Genomic DNA, 25,184 nt, shown 5'->3' on the forward strand with positions numbered 1-25,184 from the left:
GGGTGAAAAGAGCTTTCTTTCACCCCGTACTTTTAAGGTTATTGCTGTGTTTGTGCTCCGGGGCTTAGGGCTTCATTAGAGGGAGCGCCTGTACGAACACTTTGTAATAGTAAGATGCTATTCGTCATGAGAAGACGTTCATGGACTTGACGATCTAAATAAAGTTGGTAATTGATCTCAGCCAGTAATATAGCGATTTCCTTTTCTACTGTAGCAGGCGGTGCATTATTAAGGCTGTTAATCCAGGGGGTATTCCCAGGCTCGCCAGTACCACCTGTGCCGCCTGCAGCAGCGGTGGCAGTAGCACTTGGATCGCCAGAGCTTGTAGTATTATACAATCTCCAGGTTGCCATATTAAACTCTGTTAAGGCTTGACTTGTTGGGCCACTACTACCACTCGTAGCCTGTCCGCTTGCTGTATCAGGATTAGTCTGAGGCATTCTTCTTGACATGATATAATAAAGGTTGCTGAGTCCTACAGAGTTTTGGGCTGCGTAGGTACGTAAGCTCGCAAGATATCTAGCAAGGGTTTGCTGCGCTTGCATTTGTTTCGTTGTAAGGGTGCCGGAGGTAGAAGATGAACTACTAAGGGTCTGTTTATACCAATAGTCATAATCACTCCACTGAGGTAATCTTATTGGAATTACACCACCACTAACATAGCGAATAAAATTCGCAGCAAGTTGCTCTTGATTTTGTGCGGGTAGGCCATTTTTTGCTATATCGCCTTTTTGCTGGCCCGTCCCAAGGTCTTGCGTTGAATACATCAAGGGGGCAGTCAATGCATTACTATTCAGATGATTTAAAAATTGTTGAAGGTACGCCGGGTCAAAAAAAGTAATCGCGTTAGGAATTTCCCCTACAATGTTCAGGGGTACCAAGGTGTTATAAACCAATTTGCAGTCAGAAACAAACTCTGGCGTACTACTAGTAGGATTCATACAGTACGTATAATCAGGGGTCGCCAAAATATTTAATACCGCTTGACTTACTGGATCCTGTTGAAAAGTTGGTTGGTCTATCAACGGATTCACAGTCACTCCGGTAGATCCTGCAGATGGGCCTGAGGCAAAACCTGGAAAAGCAAGATTCGCGAGAGGATTAATAATTGTACCACTGGGATTAAGTTGAGAGGTATTTCCACCATCAGTAGGCAGGAACTGAGCAAAAGGATTACCTGTAGTTGTTCCTCCTCCTCCGCCTTGTTGGCCCTGACCTGCAAAAGTATTCACGGGAATCGAACCTAATAAGGTATAAAACTGATAAGCTTGTGATAATTGAGAGGTTGTTAAACTAAGGAGTTTATAGGTTACTGTAAAATATTTATTATCTTCTGTAGGAGGTTTCTTTACTTGAAAACCCAAGTATTGACCGAAGTTTTCAAAGTACTTTACTATTTTTTTCATTTCTTCGGTTTGTTGGTTTTGATAATATTGACTTGGATCAGTTCCTGTTCCTGTTGATGTTGATGTTGAGGTTGTTGTATCCTGTGCTGTAACAGAAAACGCAGTAAAATAAAGCACATTCAGCAACATAAGTTTAGACGCTAATTTCATTTATTCTTCCCCTTCAAGTGCACGTAAAACAAGTTTTAGACGATACTGGCAAAAAACTCGCGACAACAATCTTAAACGTTCAAATACAATGTTTCTTTTAAGAAAAACTCCAGCAGGATCATGGCTTCCAGTGCTTGTTTCCTCTGCATGGATTAAAACACGCGACGCACTGCCCGGATGAACGGTATCGATTGCTTGCAGCAATCGAAGTCCCCGGCCCGATTTAATATTCCCTACAATGCGAATAAATTTTTCTTCTTCAGCCAAGAGGCTCATATCTATTTTTTCTATGTCATCAAGTTCTTTGCCTAATTGCTCCATGGCTCTCTCAAACTCAGGATTTCCATCCAGGGTCCAATCTTCCACACTCTCCATAAAAGTAATAACTCTATAGATCATAGGATCAATATATTCAAACCAATACTGGGCGGACGCTTCATGACTTAAATCAGGCATATTTTACTCTTTCTTTACTGTATTTCAGCGGATGGACGAAATCATTACTTACTACTATAGTATATTATGAAAGATAAAAGAAAGAAGTAAAAAATATGAAAAAGCAGTCGCGAATAGTTAGATTAGTTTCGAGAATTATTAATGTACGTAGGTGGTTTGATTGGGAACGGATGAAAGCATTTACTCTGTATTTAGGAAATGGTTTTAAACGTTTATTCGTACCACAGAAAAAAGTTGAAGGGGAATCATTCAACGAAGCGGTCCAATTATTAAATCTTAGCGACGAAAGTATACTTATAAAACAGAAATCATTATTTCGATTGAGTATTATTATGGTGTTAGCTGCTCTTTTGATTTTGGGATATGCCGGATATCAGCTCTTTTTTGGTTCAATAAGAGCGTTTCTGGTGAGCCTCATTGTCACTTTGATTGCGCTGGTTTTAGCCTTCCGTTACCACTTTTGGTACTATCAAATTAAAAATCGCAAGCTGGGGTGTACCTTTAATGAATGGTATAGGCAGGGGTTGTTTGGAGAAAAGAAATGAATAAGTTGTTGGTAACTCTACTTCTCCTTGTATGTCCTGGTTTAGTTTTAGCAGATAACGCCAGTTCTTTGAGTTTTGCTCCTCCTGCAAGTGATTATTCGGTAGTGTTTCTTGGCAATTTATTCGGGGTTGTAGATGGTGTTTTAAGTGGTACAGGCAGCCAAATCATGGGCAGTATGTTTGCAGTATTTAATGCTGCAGTTTTGGCGTTGGGGGGTATAATTATTATGTATACCCTTTTGGTATCTACTATGAATACTGCCCACGAAGGGCAAATGCTTGGACAAAAGTGGTCCTCTATTTGGATTCCGATTCGATCTACAGTGGGTTTGGCTTTATTGATTCCCAAGGCTTCTGGTTATTGCTTGATGCAAATTTTTGTCATGTGGGTTGTTGTTCAAGGCGTTGGGGCAGCAGATAAGGTATGGAATGCCGCGTTAAGTTATTTGAACCGCGGTGGAGTTATTATTCAAGCACAATCGATCAATCCAGCCCAGGCACTTATTACTTCTGGTGATGATACGTCGGGTATTGGTGCAATTACAACAGGCGCGATAAATATACTTTCCGGCCAAGTATGTATGTTGGGTTTACAGACACAATTGACAAATTTACGGCAAAGTCTTCTTGATGCTCAGCAAAAACAATCGGGAGATTGTTATAATGCCGCCAAAGCGGGCGATAATAGCTCTCCAATAGCTAAGTTCTGCCAAACTACGGTTCCTGATTTTCTTAGTTCAGTCAATGCGATTACTGTTCAGAGTAAGGCCCCGGGGGCCAGTTCGTGGACTGTTGAAATGCCTCATTTTGAGGATGCAGCTTCTCCTTATTATTTTTTGAACGGGATATGCGGCTCCATTCATTGGAAGAGCATTGCTAGTTCAAAGGGATCAGCTTTTTCTTCAGACGGAAAAAGTTTGCTGCCTACGGATCCTACTGCGGGAAATAATGTGACACTTGGAAATAATACGCTAACTCCTGCAGAGATTGCCGCAACCCAGATGTCGCGAGCGATTGCAGTCCAGCAAATGTATTCGGATTTATCTACAGTCGCTCGAGTTATAGTGGGTAATGATCCGCAAATGTCAACAACGAGTAACCCCAACGCGTCTAAATTTTCTCCAGTTGCGACGCAGCAATTTGGTGTGCCCTATAAACAAGATGGAACGATATGTAGTACTTATTCTTCAAAGATAGCTGGTGATACGGAGAATAAGGATGGGAATTTATGTCTTACTTGGGGGCCCGTGCCGGGATCTGCAGTTGGGGGGACGCTGTTTAATGGTAATGAGTTAACTAATGCGATCAATGATTATAATGGTATTATGATGCCAACAGTCAACCTGGCGCGTCTAATCCAAAACGCTGGAACTATGCAGAAATCCACTGACTTTATCAATAAAGCTGAGACTCAGGGATGGATTATGGCTGGTGCGTACTTCTTTAATTTGGTAGCGATTCAGGGATCATCGGGTACCATCGCAAATGCAGGCCAAGTGGATGCGGACTCTGGATTGAATGAAAGTACCTTTAGTCCCGAGGCAATAACGAGCCCGTTTGTCCCTAGCAGTGATGGTAAAACGATTACCTGTGACAAAGGAAGTATGACCGATAAAAATAAAGACTTTACTCAATTATGTAAATGGTTTGGTCAAGATAATACCCAAGTACTGCAAGTACAGGCTTTAATTACAGCAGATACAAAGAACGCACCAAAGAAGAAGGATCCGCTGAATGTAAAAAGTGGTTCAGAATCATCTACAGTTTGGGGTTTTCTTAACAACTCACTTATGATGTCAACTCCTGGTCAACCAGGGATTAAGCCACTGACTTTTGCTAACACAATTAATTTTAGTGTGAATACATCGTTATACCGATTAGAAAGACAAAACTTCTCTTGCGGTGAAGTCAAACCGTTCTTCTCTATTTGTCTGGGACAAATACTCGGAAATATATTTTATAATATTATTTTAGTGACTATATATAACCTGTTTCTTGATATCTTTGGTCAGATTATCAATAGTGTAGTAATGGCGTTCCTGATGATTCCATTGCAAGGAATGGCGACAATCTTTCAACAGGGCCTACAAATTATCGCGCAGCCTGGAGTAAACCCAGTAGTTGCTTTGGCAAATATGGGCAACGAGTACATCAATTTTGCCGGTAACTTATGGATGCTCTTGTTGAATATGGCTGTATCCAGCGCATTAATCCCTGTATTTGGTATCTTTATTTTCGCTATGATGTCTTTGGCAATGCCGCTTGTGATCGCCTGGGTAGGTGTCATGGTGAGCGTAGGATTTACCACAGCTTATTATATTCCAATCTTGCCCTATATGATTTTCACCTTTGGTGCATTGGGTTGGTTAATTTCGGTAATCGAAGCAATGGTCGCAGCCCCTATTGTTGCCTTGGGTGTAACTCATCCGGAAGGGCATGAGGCTTTTGGTAAGGGTGAAGCTGCGATCATGATCTTGGTGAATGTATTCCTTAGACCTTCCATGATGATTATTGGCTATATTACAGCCATAGCATTATCCTATGTGGGGGTATGGGTTTTAAATGCTGGATACGATCAAGCTATCGCATTTATCCAACAGGAAAATAAAGATGCAGCTAAACTCGCGGGTGGAGTCTGGTCCTATGGAGGTTCGGATGCAGCTTCTGGTACGGGCGGATATACGGATTGGGCTGGGATTTATGCATTCTTCTTCTCTATATTGACCTATACCACTTTGTATTTAGTAATCATACAAAAAGCATTTACCTTGATTTCTTATTTGCCGGACAAAGTCTTACGGTGGATAGGTGGTACTCCTGAAAGCATAGGTCAAGAAACGGCACAATGGGGTGAGGAAGTAAAAGGTAAAACTCAAGAAGCAGGTAAGGAAACTCAGGGAGCGCAAGGCCAAATTGATAAGACTCTTGGCGGATATGGCGCGAAAGGTGTTGGCATGATTAAAGGTGCTCTGGGTAAAGCTGGTGGCGGTGGGAACGTTACTGCTCAAGGTAATGCTTCGAAAAGCGATAATAAGGATACTGAAGGTGGCCAGACCCCTCCAAAAAAAAAGGGTGACTTAGGTGGCGGTTCTAAGCCTCCTCCTGAGGTAGTTAAGTAAAAGGAAGAAGCATCAACATACACGTTGATGCTTCTTCCTTTTCAAAAAGATCTAAATTGTAGTATAATTGTATTTAAAATAAACACTTAGCCGGTTTACATTATGCCTGAATTATCTGCTCCTAAAAGTACTATAATCAGCCAATCAGAAATGGCTGAAGATAAACTTAAAGAAGCTTCGCAAAAAGCCAAAATGAATGAGGAACGATTTATACAAGAGTTGTTTCTTTTCTTGCAAAAGATGCTCGATCCAAAGTTAAAGCAGGAAATTGATCCTAAAGAGTTACCTGATCTTCTTGAAAAGGGTGGCTATCAAGACCTTCCAACTGCTTTAAACAGCGCAAAAAATGCTCGTGGGCAGACACCATTGGTGCAAGCATTGCAAAATCAGGATTTCCCAATGGCAAGGGTCTTACTTGATTTTGGAGCAGAGTATGATTCCCTGGCAAGAGAAGAATATGATATTGCAATACGGAGCGAACGGGGTCGAAAGTCAGGTGATCTGATTACTCCTCCTAAGGACTATATTCAGTCAGAACCAGAGAAATTGCATACAGTTAAAGAGTTTGGTCTCATACTGGGTCTAGAGATAACCAGCGTAGATGGTACTTCTTCACAACGTGCGCATGTAGGACCTACATATCAATTGATGACTGATGCAGTTAAGGATTACGGCCAGGGTCGCACTGAGGATCCAGCGAAAGGTGATTTCAAGCAAATTTCAGAGGCTTTTGCTTTTGCAAATAAAGCCGCTAAATATCAATACAGTACTCCAGAAGGAAGTCCTGAAGCTGGAAAGGAACTGAGTCAACGAATACAAGAAGGAAAAGTAACCAGCGTCCCTATTAATTGTACAGGTCACGCGATGGGTTTATCTTTTGTACCTGTCGAAGGAAACCCTGATAAGACTTATTTAGTATTTACAAATCGTGGGGAAGGTGCTCGTCGAGGAGAGCATGGAACTCGAATCTATGAGGTAGACACGAAGGATATTACGCCAGATTTTATAAATAATGTAATGAGTGGCCATGACAAGGGACACTCACATGCGCAAGTTATGAAACAAATTGATCAGGTTACTCAAAACAAAGCTCCAGTATGTATCATCGAGCAAAAACCACAAAAATATGATAATTGTACGGTAGCGAATACGCGCGCGAATATTCATGGAGTTCTTCTCTGCCAGGAAGCAAATCGCAAAGGCGGCTTTAAGAATGTGGATCAAAAAACAAAAGAAGAAGTAAAAGGTCGCTACAAAGAATTTACCGATGATATGCGAAGTAAAAAAGTCCAACAACTGGATAAAGCATTAGAGAAAAACCCAGAAGATCCAGACCTAAAAGCTCTGAAAAAAGCGTATATGGATAAACCCAAAAGTAAACCTGCAGTTGTTGAAAAATCTGAAGAATCGATTAATATGCGTTCGCCCTAAATAGGGGATACAATCTTTTCCTTTCGTGTAAGTCATGGGAAATCTTTATCCTAAGTTCGATATAAAAGGCATTTCCATTTTTAAGTTGAACTCACGTGAATAAAACAGCTGACATTCTCAAATGGTTCATTTAGATTCGTAGCTTGTAGTTGCGAGATCAGAAATCCCACGGATAAATTCTGACATTTCAATTGGCTCTTGACCTATCTTTAATGAACTACGCACAAAATTTGCTGCCTCTAACACATGATCAAGGCTGTATTTTTTTAGTTGTATTGAATGTAAATAAGCAACAAAAAATTCTGTTTTTAAATTACCAGTACCTTTGCCCATGCCCGCAAGAGATGCATCAATAAAGCGAACTCCCGAACTCATTGCCGCCAAGGCATTAGCTTGTGCAAGCCCAAGGTTGTCATGGGCATGAAATCCAAAGGGGAACGGATAATTATTAATGTATTTCTCATAAATTTCTTTGATGCGCGTGGGGGTTAAACTGCCATTTGAGTCAGCGAAATAAATGATATCTGGTGCAAACTCACTTATCGTTTTGATTGAATCATCAAGTTCATTTTCTCTGTAGCAAGAAATATTCATAAAATTAACTGAAACATCCATGTTTGCATTTTTTAGCATTTTTATTTTAGGCAAGGCAGATGCAAGTTCGTTTTTAGCAATGCAAAGCCTTACTAAATCGACGCCGCATTCTTTTAATTCAATAAGATCGCTCTGAGTGAGGTTATTTGGAAAAACCATAACCACCATTTTTGCTTTTTGAATCAAAGAACGACAAAGAAGTAGATAATCTTTGGCACACCATCCGGCTCTCCCTACCTGGGTGGGTACTAAAGTTCCATTGCGATAGCCAATTTCAATATATTCAATGCCTGAGTTATCTAGAGATACAAGAATTTTTTCTAATTGAGCATCTTCGAAATTAAAATTAGTTCGATGGCCTCCGTCTCTCAACGAAGCATCTAAAAGCATTATAGAGTCGTTCATTATAATTCCCAAGAGGTAACAAAAATCATACCTTCTTTTAAAATTATAGCTAAAAATAACGCATAACCGATAAAGAACAATAGATATGTATAAAAAGTTGGTGTAATTTCTCAAAAGGAGGGCGGATAAAAAAAATTTTGAATTTATTGCTGGTATTCTTTGGCCCCAGCAATAATTAATTTGTACACCCGCTCGCTGATAATACCCTGCTCAAATTTTGCTTTTGCATCCCAAGTCATAAGTTGACCTTTTTGTCGCACTAATTTACGTGTAGCAGAGGTTACATCGTTAGGATCACTTTCAAGTAAAATATCTCGAACCTCTTCATCAAAAACTAAATATTCTCTAAGTGCCACCCTTTTTTCGTCTATGGTAGGTACAAGCTTTTGCCAAATACATAGCCTAATTGTCTCTAAAATATCAATCGTTCTTCCTAAGCGCTCTTCACCAGCGAACGAAGTAACAAGACGCCGCATGGTTTCAGCAACACCTGAAGTATGCAAGGTTGTATACACTGGGTGTCCTGTAAGTGCTGCTTCCAATGCGGCACTAATTGTTTCTGCATCCCTACACTCACCTACCATGATTAAACGAGGTTTACGACGTAAAGCATTTCTCACCCCATCAGCAAAGCTTGGCAAGTGGCGAGGAATTTCTGATTGGCTAACCACTGCGGATATAGTTTCAATTTCATCATAAACAAATTCAATAGGGGATTCATAGGTCAAAACTTTACGGTTCGAATCCTCTGTTTCGATTAAGTCGCGAATAATCGAGGCCAACAAAGTTGATTTCCCTGAACCTGTTGCGCCCGTAATAAAGACGACACCTTCTTGCGGTGCAATTGCTTCAAGCACATTATCAGGTAGATTCATGGTCTCAAGTCTAGGAGGGGTTGTAGGAATAGTTCTGAGCGTAATCTGAATCGCATCATGGCCTTCTACAAGACATGCCGTCCCATTGACCCGGTAGCGATATCTAACCCCACGATTAGGGCGGAATTCATAGTGGGTATCAATGTCTTTACCTGAAAGAAGCTGGGTTGTCGCATTGGGTCCGTATATCGCATTAATTAAATCACCGAGCTCTGTATTAGATAAACGCCGGTTGGTAATGCGTAATAGTTTTCCATAAACCTCTGCATAAATAGGCTCACCCGTTTGGATGGTAATGTCAGAAGCATTTAAACGTTCAGTATGCTCCAACATTTTATCCATGAAAAGCGGAGTAAAACGTGTTGGCTCATCGGGCATTAAATGTATATGTGAATTATTGTTCATACTTCCTATTGGCGAATTCTGTTGTTATCGTTAACTGGAGCAATCGTAGGCTGCCAGGATTTATCTGTTATTATAATTTTAGAACGATTTGCCAATTTTTCCATATGTTTGAACTGTTCAAGAGCATTTTCATCCTTAGATACCGCTGCCCGCCATTGTTCGCTATTCACATTCAGACCAGGTAACGCAGTAATTCTTAATACTCTATCATCAATATGAATTTCGGAAGCATCGCCTGTTACACCCAAGTCTGTATGAGAGACATAGGGAGGAGAAATCATATTCATGGCTAATAATTTTCTATACAGGATCATTCCGCCAAAATCTTCTTTAATGCGGGCTATATTTTCCTCAAGAATGGTATTCGCTTGATCAACGCCATTTTTCCAGCCCTTTGCTACATAAATGCACCATATTTTTTTCTCTGTCTTGGTCTTAGGTAACAAGGTATAGTGAGGATATTCCGGTTTTACATAGTCCAACCATAAGTATTGCCGCCAAGTTGGAGGAGTTGTTACAAAATGAGCCTGTTTTGCAACTTTATAGGTACGATCGGAAATACGAATGGTTTGCGCATCAGCAAGATTAAGTGTATTTCTTCCTTCTAACAGTACTGGAGGTAAGATATTATGTTCCAAAATCAGGGAATTAAAGTCATAAATGGCATCGAGTCTGCGTGATTGCCTTATAAGATGCTCATCAATAATTTTGGCTCGATTCGCAAGGCCTGCTTGAGCGCCAAGACTTAAAGCAGTTTCTTTCAAGGCAATTTGACGAATTTTACCTCTTTGCCTTTTATTTCTGTCCTTTACATTCACATTGGCCATAGCTTGCAGTCCTGCTAATGAGCTCGTATCACCCATATATTTCCGTGAGTGACATGCAAGCAGTGAAGCAGACAATACAATAACTATTAAGCTACGAATAAATTTTGGCATAGCGTAATTCTACAACCTGACTGTTAGGGTAAACGTGAATATAGGCTTTTTTACCAGCTTGGTAATCAATATCACGCAGGATTTCAGCTAAACTTTCATCTTTAATGTTAAGACTAATTAAAACCGGAACGGAAGGTACTTTTCCTAAAACACGAAGTCTGAAGTGAGCTGATTTGGCAATACGAGCGGTTAATTCTTCAATAGGCCCCGACCAATCCACACTTGCCCTGGCTTGTAAGTTATACGAGTTCGGGATCGTGAGTGCGTTATCTACAGGTGGCGGTAGAATTACTTTTTCAATTCGTGCCATTTCATGCATGGAATCGCTTACAGATACAGCTGCTTCTGCTAATTTAATCGTAGCATCATCACTAGGATTGTTTACTGGTGGTTTTTTAAAGAGTACTCCATGTTTACAACCCACAAGCAGGACTGAGGCAATAAATAGCATGAGAAGCTTGTTGTTCATTCAATGTTCTTTAATGTCTGAGAATATTCGTTTGATTGAAACAGGAGCTAGGCTCCTTGTCAAGTCTATGGAAGAGGAATTGTATGAATTTGAATGGAAATGGTTTTAGAGAATTCATGCTTTAATTCAAGCGAAACTGAGAATTCTCTACAATTAATTTAGATTTTGCTGCCCAGACTAAGGGCTGTTTACATTTCTACTATCTTGGCTAAAATCGTTTGATTTTCTGTGCTACGATGCTCACATACTTCATGTATGCTGCGCTTCGGTGCTCGAAAATCAAACGATTTTGACTCAAGCTAGCGAAATGTAAACAGTCCTTATATGATTAAAATTAAATTAATTTTTCAAATAATGAATAGACAACTTGTCCTGCTTGTTTCTGTTTCATTTGTCGCCAATGTTTTTCATCCAACTGAATTACACCTGGTGATTCTAAATAAACAAGCCCTCCAGGTTTGAGTATGTTACTTTGCGTCATATTCGAAATACATTGAGGGAGATAGTTTTGCGCAAAAGGAGGGTCCAGAAAAATAATATCAAACTCTTCCTGTTTGTGCTGCAGATACTGTACTGCGTCTGTCTGTAGGAGTTTAAGTTTTGGGCTGTTAAACGAAGCGATTATTTTTTGTAAATGAGCATAAGCTTTAGGTGATTGTTCAAGAAAAACAACTCGCGCAGCTCCTCTGGAAAATGCTTCCAGACCCAAAGCCCCGCTGCCTGCAAAAGCATCCAGGCAGCGTGCTTCTCTGATGTCATGCATGAGCCAGTTAAATAAAGTCTCACGCACACGATCCGGGGTGGGGCGCAAACCCTCTACATCGGGAAAATGCAATTTTTTTCCACGATATAAACCTCCTATAATGCGAACGATCTGTTTCACGATTTACCTACGGTGACCAGTAACAATTTATCAGGATTAACTTGGTGTTTGAATGCTTGTTTTACTTGTTCACTGTTTACTGCATTGATGCGAGCAAGGTAGGTGTCAAGAAAATCTTCAGGTAGATGATAAAAAGTCATGCGTAATAAGATATTTGCAATACTGCGATTACCTGATAAAGAAAGTGGGAAACTTCCTGTAAGGTATTGTTTTGCCGCATTCATCTCTTCATCAGTTGGGCCTTTATCAATGTAGGCGCGTAACTCATTTTGAATAATATCTAATGCATCCTTAGTTTGTGAATTTTTCGTTGATAAACTGATGAGAAAAGGCCCTTTCCCTGACATAGGAACAAGCTGGCTGTCTATCCCATAAGTCAATCCTTGTTTTTCTCTGACTTCTATAGCGAGTCGAGAAACCAAAGCTCCTCCTCCGAAAATATAATTCCCTACAATCAGTGGGAAGTAATTGGGGTCATGATGATCAATACCGAGTTGGCCGAGCCGTATCATGGTTTGTGAGGATGGAAATGGAATATTTATCGTTTCTGCTTGGGTTAATTGAGTGGCTTGGGGGATCAGGGGGGCAGGATGTCCCTCTGGAAGTTCTTGAGTGAGTTGATCGGCAAGCTGATGTGCTGTCTCACTATTAATTGCACCTACCATAACTAAGATAGCGTTTTTGGCAACATAATAGCGTTTATTAAACTCAATCACCTGGCTCATATTAATTGACTTGACGGTATTGCTTGTTCCATTAACAGGATGTGCATAGGGATGTTGTTTGTATAAGGCTTGAAAAAAATGGAGATTGGCAACGTCTTCAGGCGATTCCTGTCGCTGTTCAATGGCCATCATCTGTTGTTTTTTCTCTCTTGAAAATTCATGATCAAGAAAGTCTGGATGGTTAATGATTTGTGTAAAGGTATCACTTGCTTTGGCCAATGCTTCCGTGGCGACTAGAGTCCTGAGATTAAATATAACCATATCTCGGTTGATCTCAGCTTTATATTGAGCACCAACATCCGCGAGGGATTCGGCTATTGCTGTTGCGTCTCGTCCCGCATTTCCTTGGTCCATCAAACGGCTGGTCAAGGCGCTTAGGCCGTATTGATCCCCATCATATGCTGATCCTGCCGCAAAAGCCAAGCTGACATCAAGCATAGGCACTTCCATGGCGGGATAAAAAATCACCTGAACACCATTTTTAGTGAGCCACTTTTCTGTTTTGAATATACTTGCTGTCGATGTATCTGACAGTGTAATCAGTAATGTTAGAATACATGCGCTAAAAATTCTCATGGTGCAGCCCTTTGTGGTTGAGGTTCTAATATTGCTGTCGTCATATTATTTTCCTGAAAATAACGTTGGGCAGTTTGCTGGATTTGTTGTGGTGTAATTGCATTAATTGCTTTAGTATATTCACCCGCTTTTTGCCAACCAATCCCGATTGTTTCTAACAAACCTAATTCTGAGGCTTGTCCAAAAATTGAATCTTTCTCAAAGGTTTTCTGAGCAATGATTTGATGTTTCACTCGTTGCAAATCTTGAGCAGTAACCTGATTTTTTTTCAAATCATCGATTTCGTTAAGGAGGCCATTCTGTAAATCACTAATTGTATGGTTTTGACTCGGGGATCCATAAACAATAAATTGGGTTTGATATCTTGTGTAAGGGCTATAATAGCTATTTGCATCTGTGGCAATATGTTTGCCACGAATCAGATTTTTAGAAAAACGGGCACTTTCTCCTGCGTCTAAAATTCCAGCAATGATTTCCAGGGCATAAGGCTCATAGTCTTTTTTAGCAGTGTTCACACTAGGGACGGTATAACCCACCATTAATAAAGGTAATTTTGCTGAGGCTTGAATATGAACAATCTTTTGACCTAAAGCAGGCGGTTCTTTTTGTAATCTTCTTGCAGGAACAGGGTGTTTTGGCAAAGCACCGAAATAATATTCTGCCAAAGTGCGAACCTGCTCGGGGTTAACATCTCCTACAACAACCAAGGTCGCATTATTAGGTGCATAATATTTTTTATACCATTCCCTTATGTCTTCAACGGACATGTGTTTCAGGTCGCTCATCCAGCCAATTACAGGATGATGATAAGGCGCGCTTAGATGCGCTGTTGCCAGAAAACGCTCAAAGGCAAGGGCCTGTGGATTATCTTCAGTGCGAAGACGCCGTTCTTCCTGGATTACTCTAATTTCTTTGGCAAATTCATTGGCATCAAGAAGCAAATGATTCATGCGATCCGCTTCCAGTTCAAAACTGGCAGCAAGTTTTGACGCAGCTGTTTTTTCAAAAAAAGCAGTGTAATCATTATTAGTAAATGCATTGGCTTGTCCGCCAATTGCCGCTATGGTTTTAGAAAAGACGCCTAAAGGGTATTTTTCGGTACCTTTAAACATCATATGTTCTATCGCATGGGATACGCCGGTAATCCCCCCTGGCTCATCAGCAGACCCCACGTTATACCAAATCATGGATACAACTATAGGCGCCCGGTGATCTTCTTTAACCAATATTTTTAATCCATTATTCAATATAAACTCTTGCACTTGGCTAAAGGTCTGGCAAGATAGTACCATGAGTAAAGTAAAGAGTATTTTGCGCACAACTTAACCTCAAAGTAAAAAAGATGATAGAATTTCATATTTTTCAGGATTTGTACACTATATGATTAAATGGTTTAAACGAAGTCATGATTCCACCTCGGTAGAGGACGATCATTCACAAAGTACTACTGACTCATTGCCTGAAGCTCCTGTAGAAGATATCAAACAGGAACAAGAGCCTGCAAAAGAAGGCATTTTTGCACGTTTCAGAAAAGGACTAAGCAAAACCCGTCACCAGCTTGGTGATGGAATTGGCCGGTTATTATTAGGGAAAAAAGAAATCAGCCAGGATTTGTTGGATGAGTTAGAAACGCTGTTAGTCAGTGCTGATTTGGGAATGGAGACAACACAAACCGTACTGGGCCAGTTGACTGAAAGCATGGCTCGCAAACAGTTATCCGATGGTAACGCTGTTTATGAGGCGCTGAAATCTCATTTGCAAATGATTTTAAGCCGGAATAATCAGCCTTTAACTTTAGAGACCGCAGATCATTCGCCTTTTGTGATCTTAATGGTTGGGGTGAATGGGGCAGGTAAAACAACTACTATAGGGAAACTGGCGAAACAATTTCAGCAACAGGGCAAGAAAGTCATGTTGGCTGCAGGAGATACTTTTAGAGCAGCAGCAGTGGAGCAATTGCATGTTTGGGGGGAACGAAATGATATCCCAGTAATTGCCCAACATACAGGGGCTGATAGTGCTTCGGTGATTTTTGATGCGCTGCAAGCGGCAAAAGCACGCAAAATGGATGTCTTAATCGCTGATACTGCTGGTCGATTGCATACACAGGGCAATTTGATGGACGAATTGAAGAAAGTAAAGCGTGTATTGCAGAAACTTTGTCCGGATGCTCCTCATGAGACGATGTTGATATTGGATGCAAGCATAGGGCAAAATGCTCTGGTTCAAGCACGACAATTTCATGAAGCGATTGGTTTAACTGGAATTACCATGACCAAATTGGATGGTACGGCTAAAGGCGGAATTTTGTTTGCTATTGCTAATGAATTAGGGATGCCCTTTCGTTACATAGGGATCGGTGAAGGGATAGAGGATTTACGGCCCTTTGATGCTGCGCAATTTGTTGGTGCACTATTCAATGATCACATTTAACCAAGTGACGAAACGTTATCCGGGTGGTTTTGAAGCGTTAAGCCAAGTAAACTTTTCCCTGCAAAAAGGGGAGATGGTTTTTCTTACAGGACATTCAGGCGCAGGAAAAAGTACCTTACTTAAATTGGTCGCTCTTTTAGAATGGCCTACTTCTGGTCAATTGATCGTAAACGGTTTACGTCTGAATCAGTTAAAAAAACGTGATGTAGCTGCTCACCGAAGTCAACTGGGTATCACTTTTCAATCTCCTTATTTACTTAATGATCGAACAGTATTTGATAATGTAGCCCTCCCCTTGCAAATTCAAGGTATGGCATATCCCATGATTGCCAAAAGAGTGCATGCAGCCTTGGATATGGTGGGCCTATTAACCAAGGAAAAAATGCTCCCTGTCCATTTATCAGGGGGTGAACAACAGCGTGTGGGAATTGCGCGTGCTGTAGTACACAAGCCAGCATTATTATTGGCCGATGAACCTACTGGAAATCTTGATCCCAAACTTTCTACAGAAATCATGGCTATTTTTGAGCAGTTTAATCGAGTGGGGGTGAGTATATTAATTGCCACCCATGATTTGGCATTGATCGCAGGAATGAAACATCGTATTGTCATGCTTAAAGGAGGACGAATGTGTTAAAACGAGCACAAGCAATCCTTGCTTATCATGTGCAAGCAGCAATACAAAGTTTAAATTTGTTATGCCGCAGACCTTTAGCAACCATGATGACTTCCATAGTGATTGCCATTGCCTTAGCCTTGCCTGCTCTTTTCTGGGTATTTTCCGATAACATCGCTAAATTAACTTCAAGCTGGCAGAAGGGCGGGCATATTTCTCTTTATTTAAAACCGGGTTTGTCTGAAGTGGAGCAACAGCTTGTATTACAAAAAGTGCGTGAAACGGATGGCGTAGCTCAAGTTTCTTTAAAATCATCCAGTGATGGTTTATCGGAATTAACCCAGCAAGAGGGGATGCAGGATATTATGCGTTATCTTCCTGAAAATCCTTTACCCGCAGTAGTGGATGTTCTACCTGCCTTAATCATTGACTCCCCTGCAAAATTGGATTTATTGGCACGGAAATTACAGACCATAGCTCAAGTGGAAAATGCAAAGGTCGATATGGAATGGATAAGCCGCTTGCATGCGCTTTTAGGTTTTGCTGCCAAGTTTGCAGATGCATTACTCGCTTTATTAGCCATGGCAGTGATTATGATCGTTGGCACTACGTTACGCCTGGCACTTCATAGTCGACAAGAAGAAATTCAAGTGTTAAAGTTAATCGGAGCCAAAGATGCTTTTATCCTCAGACCTTTTTTATATTCTGGGGTTTGGTATGGTGCCTTAGGGGCTGTTTTTGCTGTCTTTATGGTGAATATTTTTATCTTCAGTTTGGAAGCTGCTGTGAATCAGTTGGCAGTTGCTTATCAAATGCACTATCCGTTAAAAAGTTTATCAATGCGACAGATCTTGCTACTTGTTTTATTTGCAGTTATACTAGGATGGATGGGGGCACGTTTATCGGTAAAACGTCAATTGGCTTCCATTGAGCCCCAATTATAAGCCCCTCTTTTTTTTACCTTATTTACAGAGAAGTTTTAGAGGAAAGAAGCATGAGTCAATATTTGCAACTTGCCGAAATGAATTTACCTGTGGGAAGCCTTGATGCTTACATTCACAGGGTTAATCAAATTCCTATGTTGTCTTTAGAGGAAGAAATTGCCTATGCGGAGCGTTTTCATGCTGAAGGAGATCTTGAGGCTGCGCGATGCTTGGTTCTTGCCCATTTGCGTTATGTTGTCCGTGTAGCTCGTGGTTATTTGGGATATGGCTTGCCCCTGAATGATTTGATTCAGGAAGGTAATATTGGTTTGATGAAGGCGGTAAAACGTTTCGACCCTAAGATGGGTGTACGTCTTGTTTCCTTTGCAGTGCATTGGATAAAAGCAGAAATTCATGAATTTGTTTTGCGTAACTGGCGTATTGTTAAAATTGCAACAACCAAAGCACAACGTAAGTTATTTTTTAATCTTCGCCAAATGAAAAATCGTTTGGGTTGGATGAGTCATGAAGAGGTAACTGCTGTAGCAAATGATTTGGGTGTAAGTTGTGAAGATGTGCTGGTCATGGAACAACGCTTGAACGCTATGGATACACCTTATGATGCTCCTGATGCGGATGAACGCGATGAATTTTATACAGCACCTGAGCGTTATTTATTTAATGCTAATGATGATCCTTCTGTTTTGTTGGAAAAGGAAAATACTGGAGATCATGGACGTGAGAGGCTGATGTTTGCTTTAGAGCAGTTAGATGAGCGCAGCCAGGATATTTTACAACAACGTTGGTTAGCTGAAGAAAAGTTAACGCTGCATGATTTGGCTAAAAAATACGGGGTATCCGCGGAGCGGGTTAGGCAGCTTGAAAAAAATGCCATGAAAAAACTGCGACAATATATAGAAAGCGAGTAAATTTCTTAACGGGTAGCCTGGGTGTAGCGAAGCGAAACCCGGGGTTTTCCTCTTGTCATAGATTCTGGGGTTCCGTTTTGCTACACCCAGGCTAAGTTTCTGCGATTCATTCCAAAAAATTACAAACCAGCTGTTCTACTCGTTCATCGAGTAAGACGCTCACATGATTTGCATCAGGAAGGAGGCAAAGTCTGGAATCCGGGTATTTTTTACAGAATTCGATCGATTCTTTAGTACTAATCGTTTTATCTAACTCGCCGTGAATACATAAAAAAGAAATGTTGGGTGATTGAGAAATGAAATGATGCAAACGGACCAGCTTAATGTCAAAGCCTGCTTGTTGCTTCATAACCTGACGTAGTTGCAGATAACCATGGCCGCTTAGTTTAAATTTTTTTGCAATCCGGTTAACCGGACTTCGCATTTGTGTTGGTGATGCAATTAAAATCGCGCGCTCTGGTTTATGATTTAATTGCCATTCAGGAAGTTGTCCCGCAATATTCAGAGTATTGAGCAGCATGGAGCCACCAAATGAATGTCCAATGACTGCATAGAAAGGTCCATGTTGATTGATTGTATCTTTTAAAATGGCGACTGCATCCGTCCAGGGTAATTGCAAGCCTTTTGCTTCGCCATGTGCTGGGAAATCAAGGGCATATACTTCATATCCTTCTTGATGCAGAGCCTGGATAATACGAGCCATATATGCTGCGCGTGATATCCATCCATGGGTAATCAATATCTTTTTTCCTTTCGCTTTTTTCTGTGGAGCAAAACGATGTAGTACATGATGTCGGGGAAATTCCTGATGAATTACCTCGGTACGTCTTCCTTCAATAAACTCACAAGCCAATTTGGCAAAAGTCCTATATTCTTTTTCCAAAGGAAAAAAGATAGGAGTAATAAAGGCCTGATAACACAATTGTGCAAGTAAAACATCTCTTACATGGATTAATGATGAAGTCATCATGATTATATCCCCATTAGAGTTTACTCTAAGTGTAGACTAAAAAAGAACATTCTATCATTTTTTATGTTTTCCAAATAATTGCTCAATAGTTATGCCCAATTGTCTACTATAACACCATGATGACAAAGAAAAAATCGACTTTATAGATGAGAAGAAAAAGAAGGGAAACAACCTCATGTAATTCATAACTTTATCTCTTTAACTCAATTTAATAAACTAAGCTGCTAAAAAGTTAATTTCAGGGAGCTTTAGATGCATACTTCAAATTGTATTTATCATGATAATGAGCAAGAACTCCATGGCTTTGTTGCATATGACAATGCTCGTACTGCTCCACGTCCTGCAGTATTGGTAGTTCATGATTGGTCCGGCCGCAATGAATTTGCGTGTAATAAAGCGAAATTACTTGCCGAAATGGGTTATGTAGGTTTTGCAGTAGATCTATATGGCGATGGCCAGCTTGGCTCTACTATTGAGGAAAAACAAGCGTTAATGAACCCTTTGATTTCTGATCAAGCTTTACTACGCCGCCGCATTCAAGCGGGGTATACTGCTGTATGCTCCATGCCTGAAGTTGACAATAAACGGGTTGCAATTATTGGATTTTGTTTTGGGGGGTTGTGTGCTCTTGAGTTGGCACGTTCTGGAGCGGAACTTAAGGGGGTAGTGAGTTTTCATGGTTTGCTGCACAAGCCAGGCAATTTAAAATCTGAACCAATAAAAGCCAAAATTTTAGCTTTGCATGGCTATGATGACCCCATGGTTCAACCTGATAAGGTGCATGCATTTTGCAAAGAGATGACCGAAGCAAACGTAGATTGGCAGATGCATATGTATGGACACGTACAGCATGCGTTTACTAATCCGCTGGCGTATGATACACAATTGGGAACCATATATAACGCAGTAGCTGCCCAACGTTCATGGGAAGCCATGATTGTTTTTTTGCAAGAAATTTTGATTAAGTAGTTTTTAAACGTGATAATGAATATGGAAAATGTAGGCTTCATTTAGCCTACATTGTAATATGTACCTAAACTAATATTTGTGGCAGAAATAAAAATGTTCCTGCTGCTGCGTTTTTTTCATAAGCCTTTTACTATTTCTGCTAAATATAATATCATTGGCTTCACAAAATTCTTACTCGCCTCTTTATTATTAAAAATAAACAATAAAAAAATCAATTTAAAATTGTGAAAAAATGGCGCAATTAGTAGGAGTCAATTCAAACTTGAGTTTTTCACCCGAATATAACACTATGAAATTGCATCACTTTTTTGAACGATCGGCTGATAATTATTCAAGCAATATTGCTTTGATTTGTGATAATGCATTTATTTCCTACCAGGAATTAGAAAATCGGGCGAATCAATTAGCTCATTATCTCCATGAGAATAAAATATCCACAGGCAGCATTGTAGGCATTCTACTAGAGCGTTCTATAGAGTGCTATATTGCTATACTCGCTACTTTAAAAACAGGTGCAGCTTATGTGCCTCTTGAAGTAGAGTATCCAGACGAACGTATTAATTATATTTTTTCTGATCTGTCCTTTGATGCAGTTTTAACTTCTTCAATGCAATTAGACCAAAAAAATCTGACATGGCCAACTTTTTACGCTCTTGATAAGCTTGCCAAAAGAATTTCCAACTACCCTACCCAGAGACTAACTTCCCAAGGTGATTTAAGCACTGATGATTTGTGTTATATCATTTACACTTCGGGTTCAACAGGAAAGCCCAAAGGCGTGGAAATTACGCAACGCAGTATTTGTCATTACGTTGAAGTTGCGAGCACACTTTATGATATAAAAAGTAATGATAAGGTATACCAAGGTTTTTCATTGGCATTCGATGCTTCTTTAGAAGAGTTTTGGATGGCCTTTGCCAATGGTGCTGCCCTTGTCGCGTGTACTGCAAAAGAGGTCCGATCCGGTTTAGGTCTGGTTTCCTTTTTACAACAGCATCGGGTTAGTGTTTTTTCTACAGTTCCCACTCTATTGTCTTCTTTAGAAGGACAATTACCTGATTTGCGTCTTTTAATCTTGGGGGGAGAGACTTGTCCACCCAGTTTGGTTAAGCGCTGGAGCAGATCGGGTCTGCGCATTATCAATACTTATGGTCCTACTGAAGCAACGATTATCGCGACTTATGCAGAATGTCATCCTGAGCAAGAAATTACTATTGGTAAAACCCTGCCTGGTTATGAAGTACTCATTGTGGATGAACAATTGCAGGAAGTAGCTGATGGTGAGGAAGGTGAACTTTGTATTGCTGGAGTTGCCTTGGCACGTGGTTATGTTAATCGACCTGAGATTACAGCCGAAAAATTCGTTTTAAATCCTGTAAATAAACATCAACGTTTATATCGAACAGGTGATTTAGTTTCAAGAGATTCTAACGGGAATCTGCGTTTTGTGGGACGCGTGGATGATCAGGTCAAATTGCGTGGATTTCGCATTGAACTCAATGAAATTGAAGCCGTTATTATGCAATTTGCTGGAGTTAAACAAGCAGTGGTTTCTTTGCAAACACTGGAACAACCTATTTTAGTTGCTTATTTGATTCTTGATACATATAACGCGTTCGATGCAAATGAATTTAAAGCTTTTTTAAGGTCACATTTACCTGATTATATGCTCCCCTCTTTAATCGAAGTTTTGGAAACTCTTCCAGTTTTAGCTAGTGGTAAGGTGAATCGCAAAGAGCTTCCTAAACCCGTACAACAAAAAGCAGAGAGCCCTTATAATGCGCCTGAATCTGAGTTAGCCAAGGAAATTGCATGGGTTTGGGAAAAAGTATTTGATTGTAAGAATATTTCCGTAAATGCAGACTTTTTCTATGATTTAGGTGGACACTCATTACATGCGGCAAAAGTAATTTCTAGTTTGCGAAAAATATCTGCTTTAAAAAACATCTCAATTTTGGATTTATATAAAAATCCAACGATTGCTCAACTGGAGCAGAAGTTTCGTGAACCTAATTTCTATGCACACGTTGAGGAAAATCAGTCGGCCCCCAAAAAGTATAGTGTGCCCCAATGGAAATATTATTTATGTGGTATTGGTCAGTTTTTTGGCTGCTTATTGCAATATGCGGTAGGTACCTTACAACTGCTTGCTGTTATTTTGTGCTACAGCTGGGTTAGTTCTGAGTATTCAATTATTTCCAGAGAATCACAGCTAGCACTTTTAGTATTATTTCTATCGATGCCAATCATTTCCTTATTGATAACGATTGGCTTGAAATGGCTCTTACTGGGACGAGTGAAACCAGGAAAATACCCTCTTTGGGGATGGTTCTATTATCGCTGGTGGTTGGTGCAAAGATTGCAAAAGAATTTGTTTTTAGCCAAATTTTTAGTTGGCTCGCCATTGGCCGGTATTTATTATCGCTTATTAGGGGCCAAAATAGGTAAAAATTGTTATTTGGGTTCCATGCAGATTTCTGCCCATGATTCATTAACCATAGGAGATAATACTTCTATTGGTGCTGATTGTAGGCTTAATGGCTATATTGTTGAGGATGGATGGTTAAAAATTGGAACCATCAATATCGGCAATAATTGTTATGTAGGTTCGCGGGCAGTAGTTGGGTTAAATACCCGGATTGAAGATAATGCACTCCTGGATGAAATGTCCATGTTGCCTGATCAGGGTTTAATTCCTCAAGGAACTTACTTTTCGGGTTCTCCTGCAGTCCCTGGTGCTGTCCCTGTCGACCACGTTACACGGAAAAAAGTTACCGTTGAAGAATCGAGCATGATGAAAAATACTCTTTTTGGTATTTTGCATTACTTAGGCATCATTTTTGTCATGGGGATATATTACTTATGCTTAATTCCCTCAATCTCTTTGATTAGCTATTACTATGATCAAAGCCATTATTTTACGACTATGTTTTTTGCAATACCTTTAGGGGCAATTCTGTTTTTAGGCTTATATTATTCATGCATTGTACTCTGTAAAAAAGTTATTATGAATAAGATCAAACCTGGCAATTATCCTTTGAAGAGTGTGTACTATTTTCGTCATTGGCTCATGGTGAAGTTGCTGGATGGGGATGAAATCTCAGTTATGGCGGATACTTTGTATATGCCAGCCTTTTTACGATTATTGGGAGCAAAACTAGGTAAAGGAGTGGAAATGGGAGAAACACCTCATATTATTCCTGACCTGGTGACTATTGAAGAAGGTGGTTTTACTGCCAGTTCAGTCGCTTTAGCCTGGCCTCATGTTTGCAATGGGGTCATTTCTTTTGCTCCGGTGGCTATTGGACGCAGAGCTTTCGTAGGGAATGTAAGTTTATTATCTGCAGGCAAATCCATTGGTGAAGGTACTTTATTAGGATGTTTATCAGTGACTCCGCCAAGAGACAAAGCAATGGAACCTTATTCTGCTTGGTTAGGTTCTCCGGCTGTATTTCTCCCAAAACGAGAGTTATTTGTTGGTTTTTCTGATAAAGATACATTTTATCCATCCAAAAAACTCTACTGCATGCGTTTATTCATTGAGTTTATACGAATTATTTTACCATCAACATTTTCATTGATTGGATTATTCAATATGCTTTATGTATTGGATTATATGTTGAACGAATATTCATGGTTTATGACAGCACTGGTGCTTCCACCAACAGAGATGTTCATTACTGTCTGCCTTGTTGGAATATTGGTAGCTCTAAAATGGGGAATTTTAGGTAAATTAAAACCATTAACTAAACCTATTTGGGACTCCTTTATTTGGAAAAATGATGTGATCGAATACTCGTATAACTACTATACGAACCCACATTGGACTAACAAAGTTTTAGGAACTCCCTTTGCGCTTTGGGTACATCGTTGCCTGGGAACTAAAGCAGGGAAAAGGGTTTTCACAGATAGCGCGGAATTTTCTGAGTTTGACTTAATTACGATTGGTGATGATGTTTGCATTAATGCGGAGACAATAATCCAAACCCATCTCTATGAAGATAGAATATTTAAAGTATCTCATGTGACTATTGGCTCTGGTTGTAATGTTGGTGTAGGTTCAATTGTTCTTTACAACACGTTAATGGAAAAAAATTCTTCTTTAGGTAGCCTTTCTTTACTCATGAAAGGGGAATGTTTACCCGAAAATACCCATTGGGCTGGTATTCCTGCACAATCTACAGCTCTTGGCACGCCATATCGATACGTTTTACAGCCTTCTACAACAGTAAAGGTTCCAGACGAGGCAATTCCAGAGTTATTATAACTATTGTCCACGTACTACTACGTCCCGCGGCTTGTCCAGGGATCCAGGTAATCTGCAATACATGGACCTCGCGGACAAGCCGTGTGGCGTAGGCAGAGATATGATCACGCTCTTTTGTTTACAAGTTAAAGATACAATCCTGTTGCTGCTAACGGGATTTTTTCCATCACAATAGACCTGGCTGCAAAACAGCCAGTTACAACAAAATTTAGAAATTACCCTAATAAATAATTATCAATTAAGCGGATGTCATTAACACGTACCGCAGCAAAACGGCGGCCTTGGTGTTCTTCAACGTATTCCACCCCAATCCCTTTTTCTGTTAATTTTTTTATGATTTGATCACATGTGAGTACCTTTTGCTGAAATATTGCGGCAAATTCTTCAGCTAAAGCTTTTTGCTCTTTATTGAGTCGATTATTGCGAGAACTGTAAGCCAAACCACTGGCTTCACGAATTGTAGGACACGCTTTGATTTCAACATCCATAAAAAATGCTTTAGCCATTCCTTGAATTAATAAGTATTGTTGATAATCTTTTTCACCAAAATAAGCTCGATGAGGCTTAACTAAATTCAACAATTTCATGACGATGGTTAATACACCATTAAAGTGTCCAGGTCGATGGCTTCCTTCCATGAGTTGACAAAGCTGGCGTTCATGCACCTGATAAGTGTATTCATCAGCATAGATTGATTTTTCATCCGGAAGAATACAAAAATCAACACCACAATCTTCCATAATTTTGAGATCTGCTTCTAATGTTCTAGGGTAATGTTTAAAGTCTTCAGCCTGATTAAATTGCGTAGGATTTACAAATAAACTGGATACAGTATGATCCGTTTCTTTTTGGCTGGCTAAAAACAAAGACGCATGCCCAGCATGTAAATTACCCATTGTTGGTGCAAAGCCCAGAGTTAATTCGGTAGATAAAGATTTACGAAAGCGTAACCATTCGTCGAGATTGTGAAAAATGTGCATGAGTTACTCCTTAGGAATTTGTGAGTGAATAATTCTCGTAAGCGCTTACAACCTATGACCGGAAAGCCATATTTGGCTCATCTTGAACGAAAAATACTCTGATAAATGCTCACAGACTGA

The 25,184-nt window shown here is 40.0% G+C and carries 20 protein-coding genes; 9 read left to right on the forward strand and 11 right to left on the reverse strand.

The genetic code is table 11. From position 1 onward, the window contains the following. Positions 1–38: 38 nt before the first annotated feature. Together icmX and icmW are read right to left on the reverse strand one after the other, a co-directional pair. On the reverse strand, positions 39–1,556 hold the full coding sequence (gene icmX, locus FOLKNPGA_RS01535) for a type IVB secretion system protein IcmX (RefSeq protein ID WP_182351428.1): 1,518 nt from the start codon (positions 1,554–1,556) through the stop codon (positions 39–41). Continuing rightward, positions 1,557–2,012, reverse strand: a complete 456-nt coding sequence (icmW, locus tag FOLKNPGA_RS01540) for a type IVB secretion system protein IcmW (protein ID WP_182351429.1) — start codon at positions 2,010–2,012, stop codon at positions 1,557–1,559. It lies immediately after the preceding gene. Between the two features lie 95 nt (positions 2,013–2,107). Here icmW and icmV point away from each other — a divergent pair, with 95 nt between their 5' ends. The 3 genes from icmV (at position 2,108) to ankD (ending at position 7,107) form a co-directional block, all read left to right on the forward strand. After that, positions 2,108–2,557 carry a type IVB secretion system protein IcmV gene (gene icmV, locus FOLKNPGA_RS01545; protein WP_182351430.1) on the forward strand — a complete coding sequence of 150 codons (450 nt, stop codon included), beginning with the start codon at positions 2,108–2,110 and terminating at the stop codon, positions 2,555–2,557. Beyond that, positions 2,554–5,676, forward strand: coding sequence for a type IVB secretion system protein DotA (gene dotA / locus FOLKNPGA_RS01550; RefSeq protein WP_182351431.1), 3,123 nt, complete (start codon positions 2,554–2,556; stop codon positions 5,674–5,676). Before icmV ends, dotA begins: the two co-directional genes overlap by 4 nt. 102 nt (positions 5,677–5,778) lie before the next feature. Then, positions 5,779–7,107 (forward strand): Dot/Icm T4SS effector AnkD/LegA15, encoded by a 1,329-nt coding sequence (gene ankD, locus FOLKNPGA_RS01555; protein WP_182351432.1) that lies wholly within the window; start codon positions 5,779–5,781, stop codon positions 7,105–7,107. Between the two features lie 126 nt (positions 7,108–7,233). On the opposite strand, the gene FOLKNPGA_RS01560 is transcribed toward ankD, so the two are convergent. From FOLKNPGA_RS01560 to FOLKNPGA_RS01590, 7 genes are all read right to left on the reverse strand, one after another. Next, complete coding sequence (locus FOLKNPGA_RS01560; protein ID WP_182351433.1) at positions 7,234–8,106, reverse strand: 4-hydroxy-2-oxovalerate aldolase; 873 nt, start codon at positions 8,104–8,106, stop codon at positions 7,234–7,236. Between the two features lie 143 nt (positions 8,107–8,249). Continuing rightward, the gene (gene dotB / locus FOLKNPGA_RS01565; protein WP_182352722.1) at positions 8,250–9,359 is read right to left on the reverse strand and encodes a Dot/Icm type IV secretion system ATPase DotB; all 1,110 of its coding nucleotides are present in this window, start codon (positions 9,357–9,359) and stop codon (positions 8,250–8,252) included. A gap of 32 nt (positions 9,360–9,391) precedes the next feature. After that, positions 9,392–10,324, reverse strand: a complete 933-nt coding sequence (locus FOLKNPGA_RS01570) for a type IV secretion system DotC family protein (RefSeq protein WP_182351434.1) — start codon at positions 10,322–10,324, stop codon at positions 9,392–9,394. Further along, on the reverse strand, positions 10,305–10,793 hold the full coding sequence (gene dotD / locus FOLKNPGA_RS01575) for a type IVB secretion system lipoprotein DotD (RefSeq protein WP_182351435.1): 489 nt from the start codon (positions 10,791–10,793) through the stop codon (positions 10,305–10,307). Before dotD ends, FOLKNPGA_RS01570 begins: the two co-directional genes overlap by 20 nt. 334 nt (positions 10,794–11,127) lie before the next feature. Next, positions 11,128–11,676, reverse strand: a complete 549-nt coding sequence (gene rsmD / locus FOLKNPGA_RS01580; protein ID WP_182351436.1) for a 16S rRNA (guanine(966)-N(2))-methyltransferase RsmD — start codon at positions 11,674–11,676, stop codon at positions 11,128–11,130. Then, positions 11,673–12,977: a pitrilysin family protein gene (locus FOLKNPGA_RS01585; protein ID WP_182351437.1), complete on the reverse strand. Its 1,305-nt coding sequence runs from the start codon at positions 12,975–12,977 to the stop codon at positions 11,673–11,675. Before FOLKNPGA_RS01585 ends, rsmD begins: the two co-directional genes overlap by 4 nt. Next, positions 12,974–14,269 carry a pitrilysin family protein gene (locus tag FOLKNPGA_RS01590; RefSeq protein ID WP_255666587.1) on the reverse strand — a complete coding sequence of 432 codons (1,296 nt, stop codon included), beginning with the start codon at positions 14,267–14,269 and terminating at the stop codon, positions 12,974–12,976. Before FOLKNPGA_RS01590 ends, FOLKNPGA_RS01585 begins: the two co-directional genes overlap by 4 nt. A gap of 88 nt (positions 14,270–14,357) precedes the next feature. Between FOLKNPGA_RS01590 and ftsY the strand changes: the two genes are divergently transcribed. From ftsY to rpoH, 4 genes are read left to right on the forward strand one after another with little or no spacing between them, the layout of a single operon-like run. Beyond that, a complete protein-coding gene (gene ftsY / locus FOLKNPGA_RS01595; RefSeq protein ID WP_182351439.1) occupies positions 14,358–15,410 on the forward strand; it encodes a signal recognition particle-docking protein FtsY in 1,053 nt (350 codons plus the stop codon). Continuing rightward, a complete protein-coding gene (ftsE, locus tag FOLKNPGA_RS01600) occupies positions 15,397–16,047 on the forward strand; it encodes a cell division ATP-binding protein FtsE (RefSeq protein ID WP_182351440.1) in 651 nt (216 codons plus the stop codon). The genes ftsY and ftsE overlap by 14 nt, the downstream gene beginning before the upstream one ends. Further along, positions 16,041–16,970, forward strand: coding sequence for a permease-like cell division protein FtsX (ftsX, locus tag FOLKNPGA_RS01605; RefSeq protein ID WP_182351441.1), 930 nt, complete (start codon positions 16,041–16,043; stop codon positions 16,968–16,970). Before ftsE ends, ftsX begins: the two co-directional genes overlap by 7 nt. A gap of 50 nt (positions 16,971–17,020) precedes the next feature. Then, a complete protein-coding gene (gene rpoH, locus FOLKNPGA_RS01610; protein ID WP_182351442.1) occupies positions 17,021–17,878 on the forward strand; it encodes an RNA polymerase sigma factor RpoH in 858 nt (285 codons plus the stop codon). Between the two features lie 106 nt (positions 17,879–17,984). Here the strand turns inward: rpoH and FOLKNPGA_RS01615 are convergent, their stop codons facing one another. After that, positions 17,985–18,848: an alpha/beta hydrolase gene (locus FOLKNPGA_RS01615; RefSeq protein ID WP_182351443.1), complete on the reverse strand. Its 864-nt coding sequence runs from the start codon at positions 18,846–18,848 to the stop codon at positions 17,985–17,987. A 252-nt stretch (positions 18,849–19,100) separates the two neighbouring features. Between FOLKNPGA_RS01615 and FOLKNPGA_RS01620 the strand changes: the two genes are divergently transcribed. Both FOLKNPGA_RS01620 and FOLKNPGA_RS01625 read left to right on the forward strand, forming a co-directional pair. Beyond that, entirely contained in the window at positions 19,101–19,817 is a 717-nt protein-coding gene (locus FOLKNPGA_RS01620; RefSeq protein ID WP_182351444.1) for a dienelactone hydrolase family protein, read from the forward strand. A gap of 232 nt (positions 19,818–20,049) precedes the next feature. Further along, a complete protein-coding gene (locus tag FOLKNPGA_RS01625) occupies positions 20,050–24,084 on the forward strand; it encodes a Pls/PosA family non-ribosomal peptide synthetase (RefSeq protein WP_255466035.1) in 4,035 nt (1,344 codons plus the stop codon). Between the two features lie 215 nt (positions 24,085–24,299). Here the strand turns inward: FOLKNPGA_RS01625 and panC are convergent, their stop codons facing one another. Next, complete coding sequence (gene panC / locus FOLKNPGA_RS01630) at positions 24,300–25,064, reverse strand: pantoate--beta-alanine ligase (RefSeq protein WP_182351445.1); 765 nt, start codon at positions 25,062–25,064, stop codon at positions 24,300–24,302. Positions 25,065–25,184: the final 120 nt, after the last annotated feature.

The sequence above is a fragment of the Legionella sp. PC1000 genome (assembly GCF_014109805.1).
GTDB lineage: Bacteria > Pseudomonadota > Gammaproteobacteria > Legionellales > Legionellaceae > Legionella > Legionella resiliens.

What these genes read in the sequence shown, in the direction of transcription:
- icmX (WP_182351428.1), bottom strand. Translation starts at nt 1,556, where the DNA reads ATGAAATTAGCGTCTAAACTTATGTTGCTGAATGTGCTTTATTTTACT.
- icmW (WP_182351429.1), bottom strand. Translation starts at nt 2,012, where the DNA reads ATGCCTGATTTAAGTCATGAAGCGTCCGCCCAGTATTGGTTTGAATAT.
- icmV (WP_182351430.1), top strand. Translation starts at nt 2,108, where the DNA reads ATGAAAAAGCAGTCGCGAATAGTTAGATTAGTTTCGAGAATTATTAAT.
- dotA (WP_182351431.1), top strand. Translation starts at nt 2,554, where the DNA reads ATGAATAAGTTGTTGGTAACTCTACTTCTCCTTGTATGTCCTGGTTTA.
- ankD (WP_182351432.1), top strand. Translation starts at nt 5,779, where the DNA reads ATGCCTGAATTATCTGCTCCTAAAAGTACTATAATCAGCCAATCAGAA.
- FOLKNPGA_RS01560 (WP_182351433.1), bottom strand. Translation starts at nt 8,106, where the DNA reads ATGAACGACTCTATAATGCTTTTAGATGCTTCGTTGAGAGACGGAGGC.
- dotB (WP_182352722.1), bottom strand. Translation starts at nt 9,359, where the DNA reads ATGCCCGATGAGCCAACACGTTTTACTCCGCTTTTCATGGATAAAATG.
- FOLKNPGA_RS01570 (WP_182351434.1), bottom strand. Translation starts at nt 10,324, where the DNA reads ATGCCAAAATTTATTCGTAGCTTAATAGTTATTGTATTGTCTGCTTCA.
- dotD (WP_182351435.1), bottom strand. Translation starts at nt 10,793, where the DNA reads ATGAACAACAAGCTTCTCATGCTATTTATTGCCTCAGTCCTGCTTGTG.
- FOLKNPGA_RS01585 (WP_182351437.1), bottom strand. Translation starts at nt 12,977, where the DNA reads ATGAGAATTTTTAGCGCATGTATTCTAACATTACTGATTACACTGTCA.
- FOLKNPGA_RS01590 (WP_255666587.1), bottom strand. Translation starts at nt 14,269, where the DNA reads ATGGTACTATCTTGCCAGACCTTTAGCCAAGTGCAAGAGTTTATATTG.
- ftsY (WP_182351439.1), top strand. Translation starts at nt 14,358, where the DNA reads ATGATTAAATGGTTTAAACGAAGTCATGATTCCACCTCGGTAGAGGAC.
- ftsE (WP_182351440.1), top strand. Translation starts at nt 15,397, where the DNA reads ATGATCACATTTAACCAAGTGACGAAACGTTATCCGGGTGGTTTTGAA.
- rpoH (WP_182351442.1), top strand. Translation starts at nt 17,021, where the DNA reads ATGAGTCAATATTTGCAACTTGCCGAAATGAATTTACCTGTGGGAAGC.
- FOLKNPGA_RS01615 (WP_182351443.1), bottom strand. Translation starts at nt 18,848, where the DNA reads ATGATGACTTCATCATTAATCCATGTAAGAGATGTTTTACTTGCACAA.
- FOLKNPGA_RS01620 (WP_182351444.1), top strand. Translation starts at nt 19,101, where the DNA reads ATGCATACTTCAAATTGTATTTATCATGATAATGAGCAAGAACTCCAT.
- FOLKNPGA_RS01625 (WP_255466035.1), top strand. Translation starts at nt 20,050, where the DNA reads ATGGCGCAATTAGTAGGAGTCAATTCAAACTTGAGTTTTTCACCCGAA.
- panC (WP_182351445.1), bottom strand. Translation starts at nt 25,064, where the DNA reads ATGCACATTTTTCACAATCTCGACGAATGGTTACGCTTTCGTAAATCT.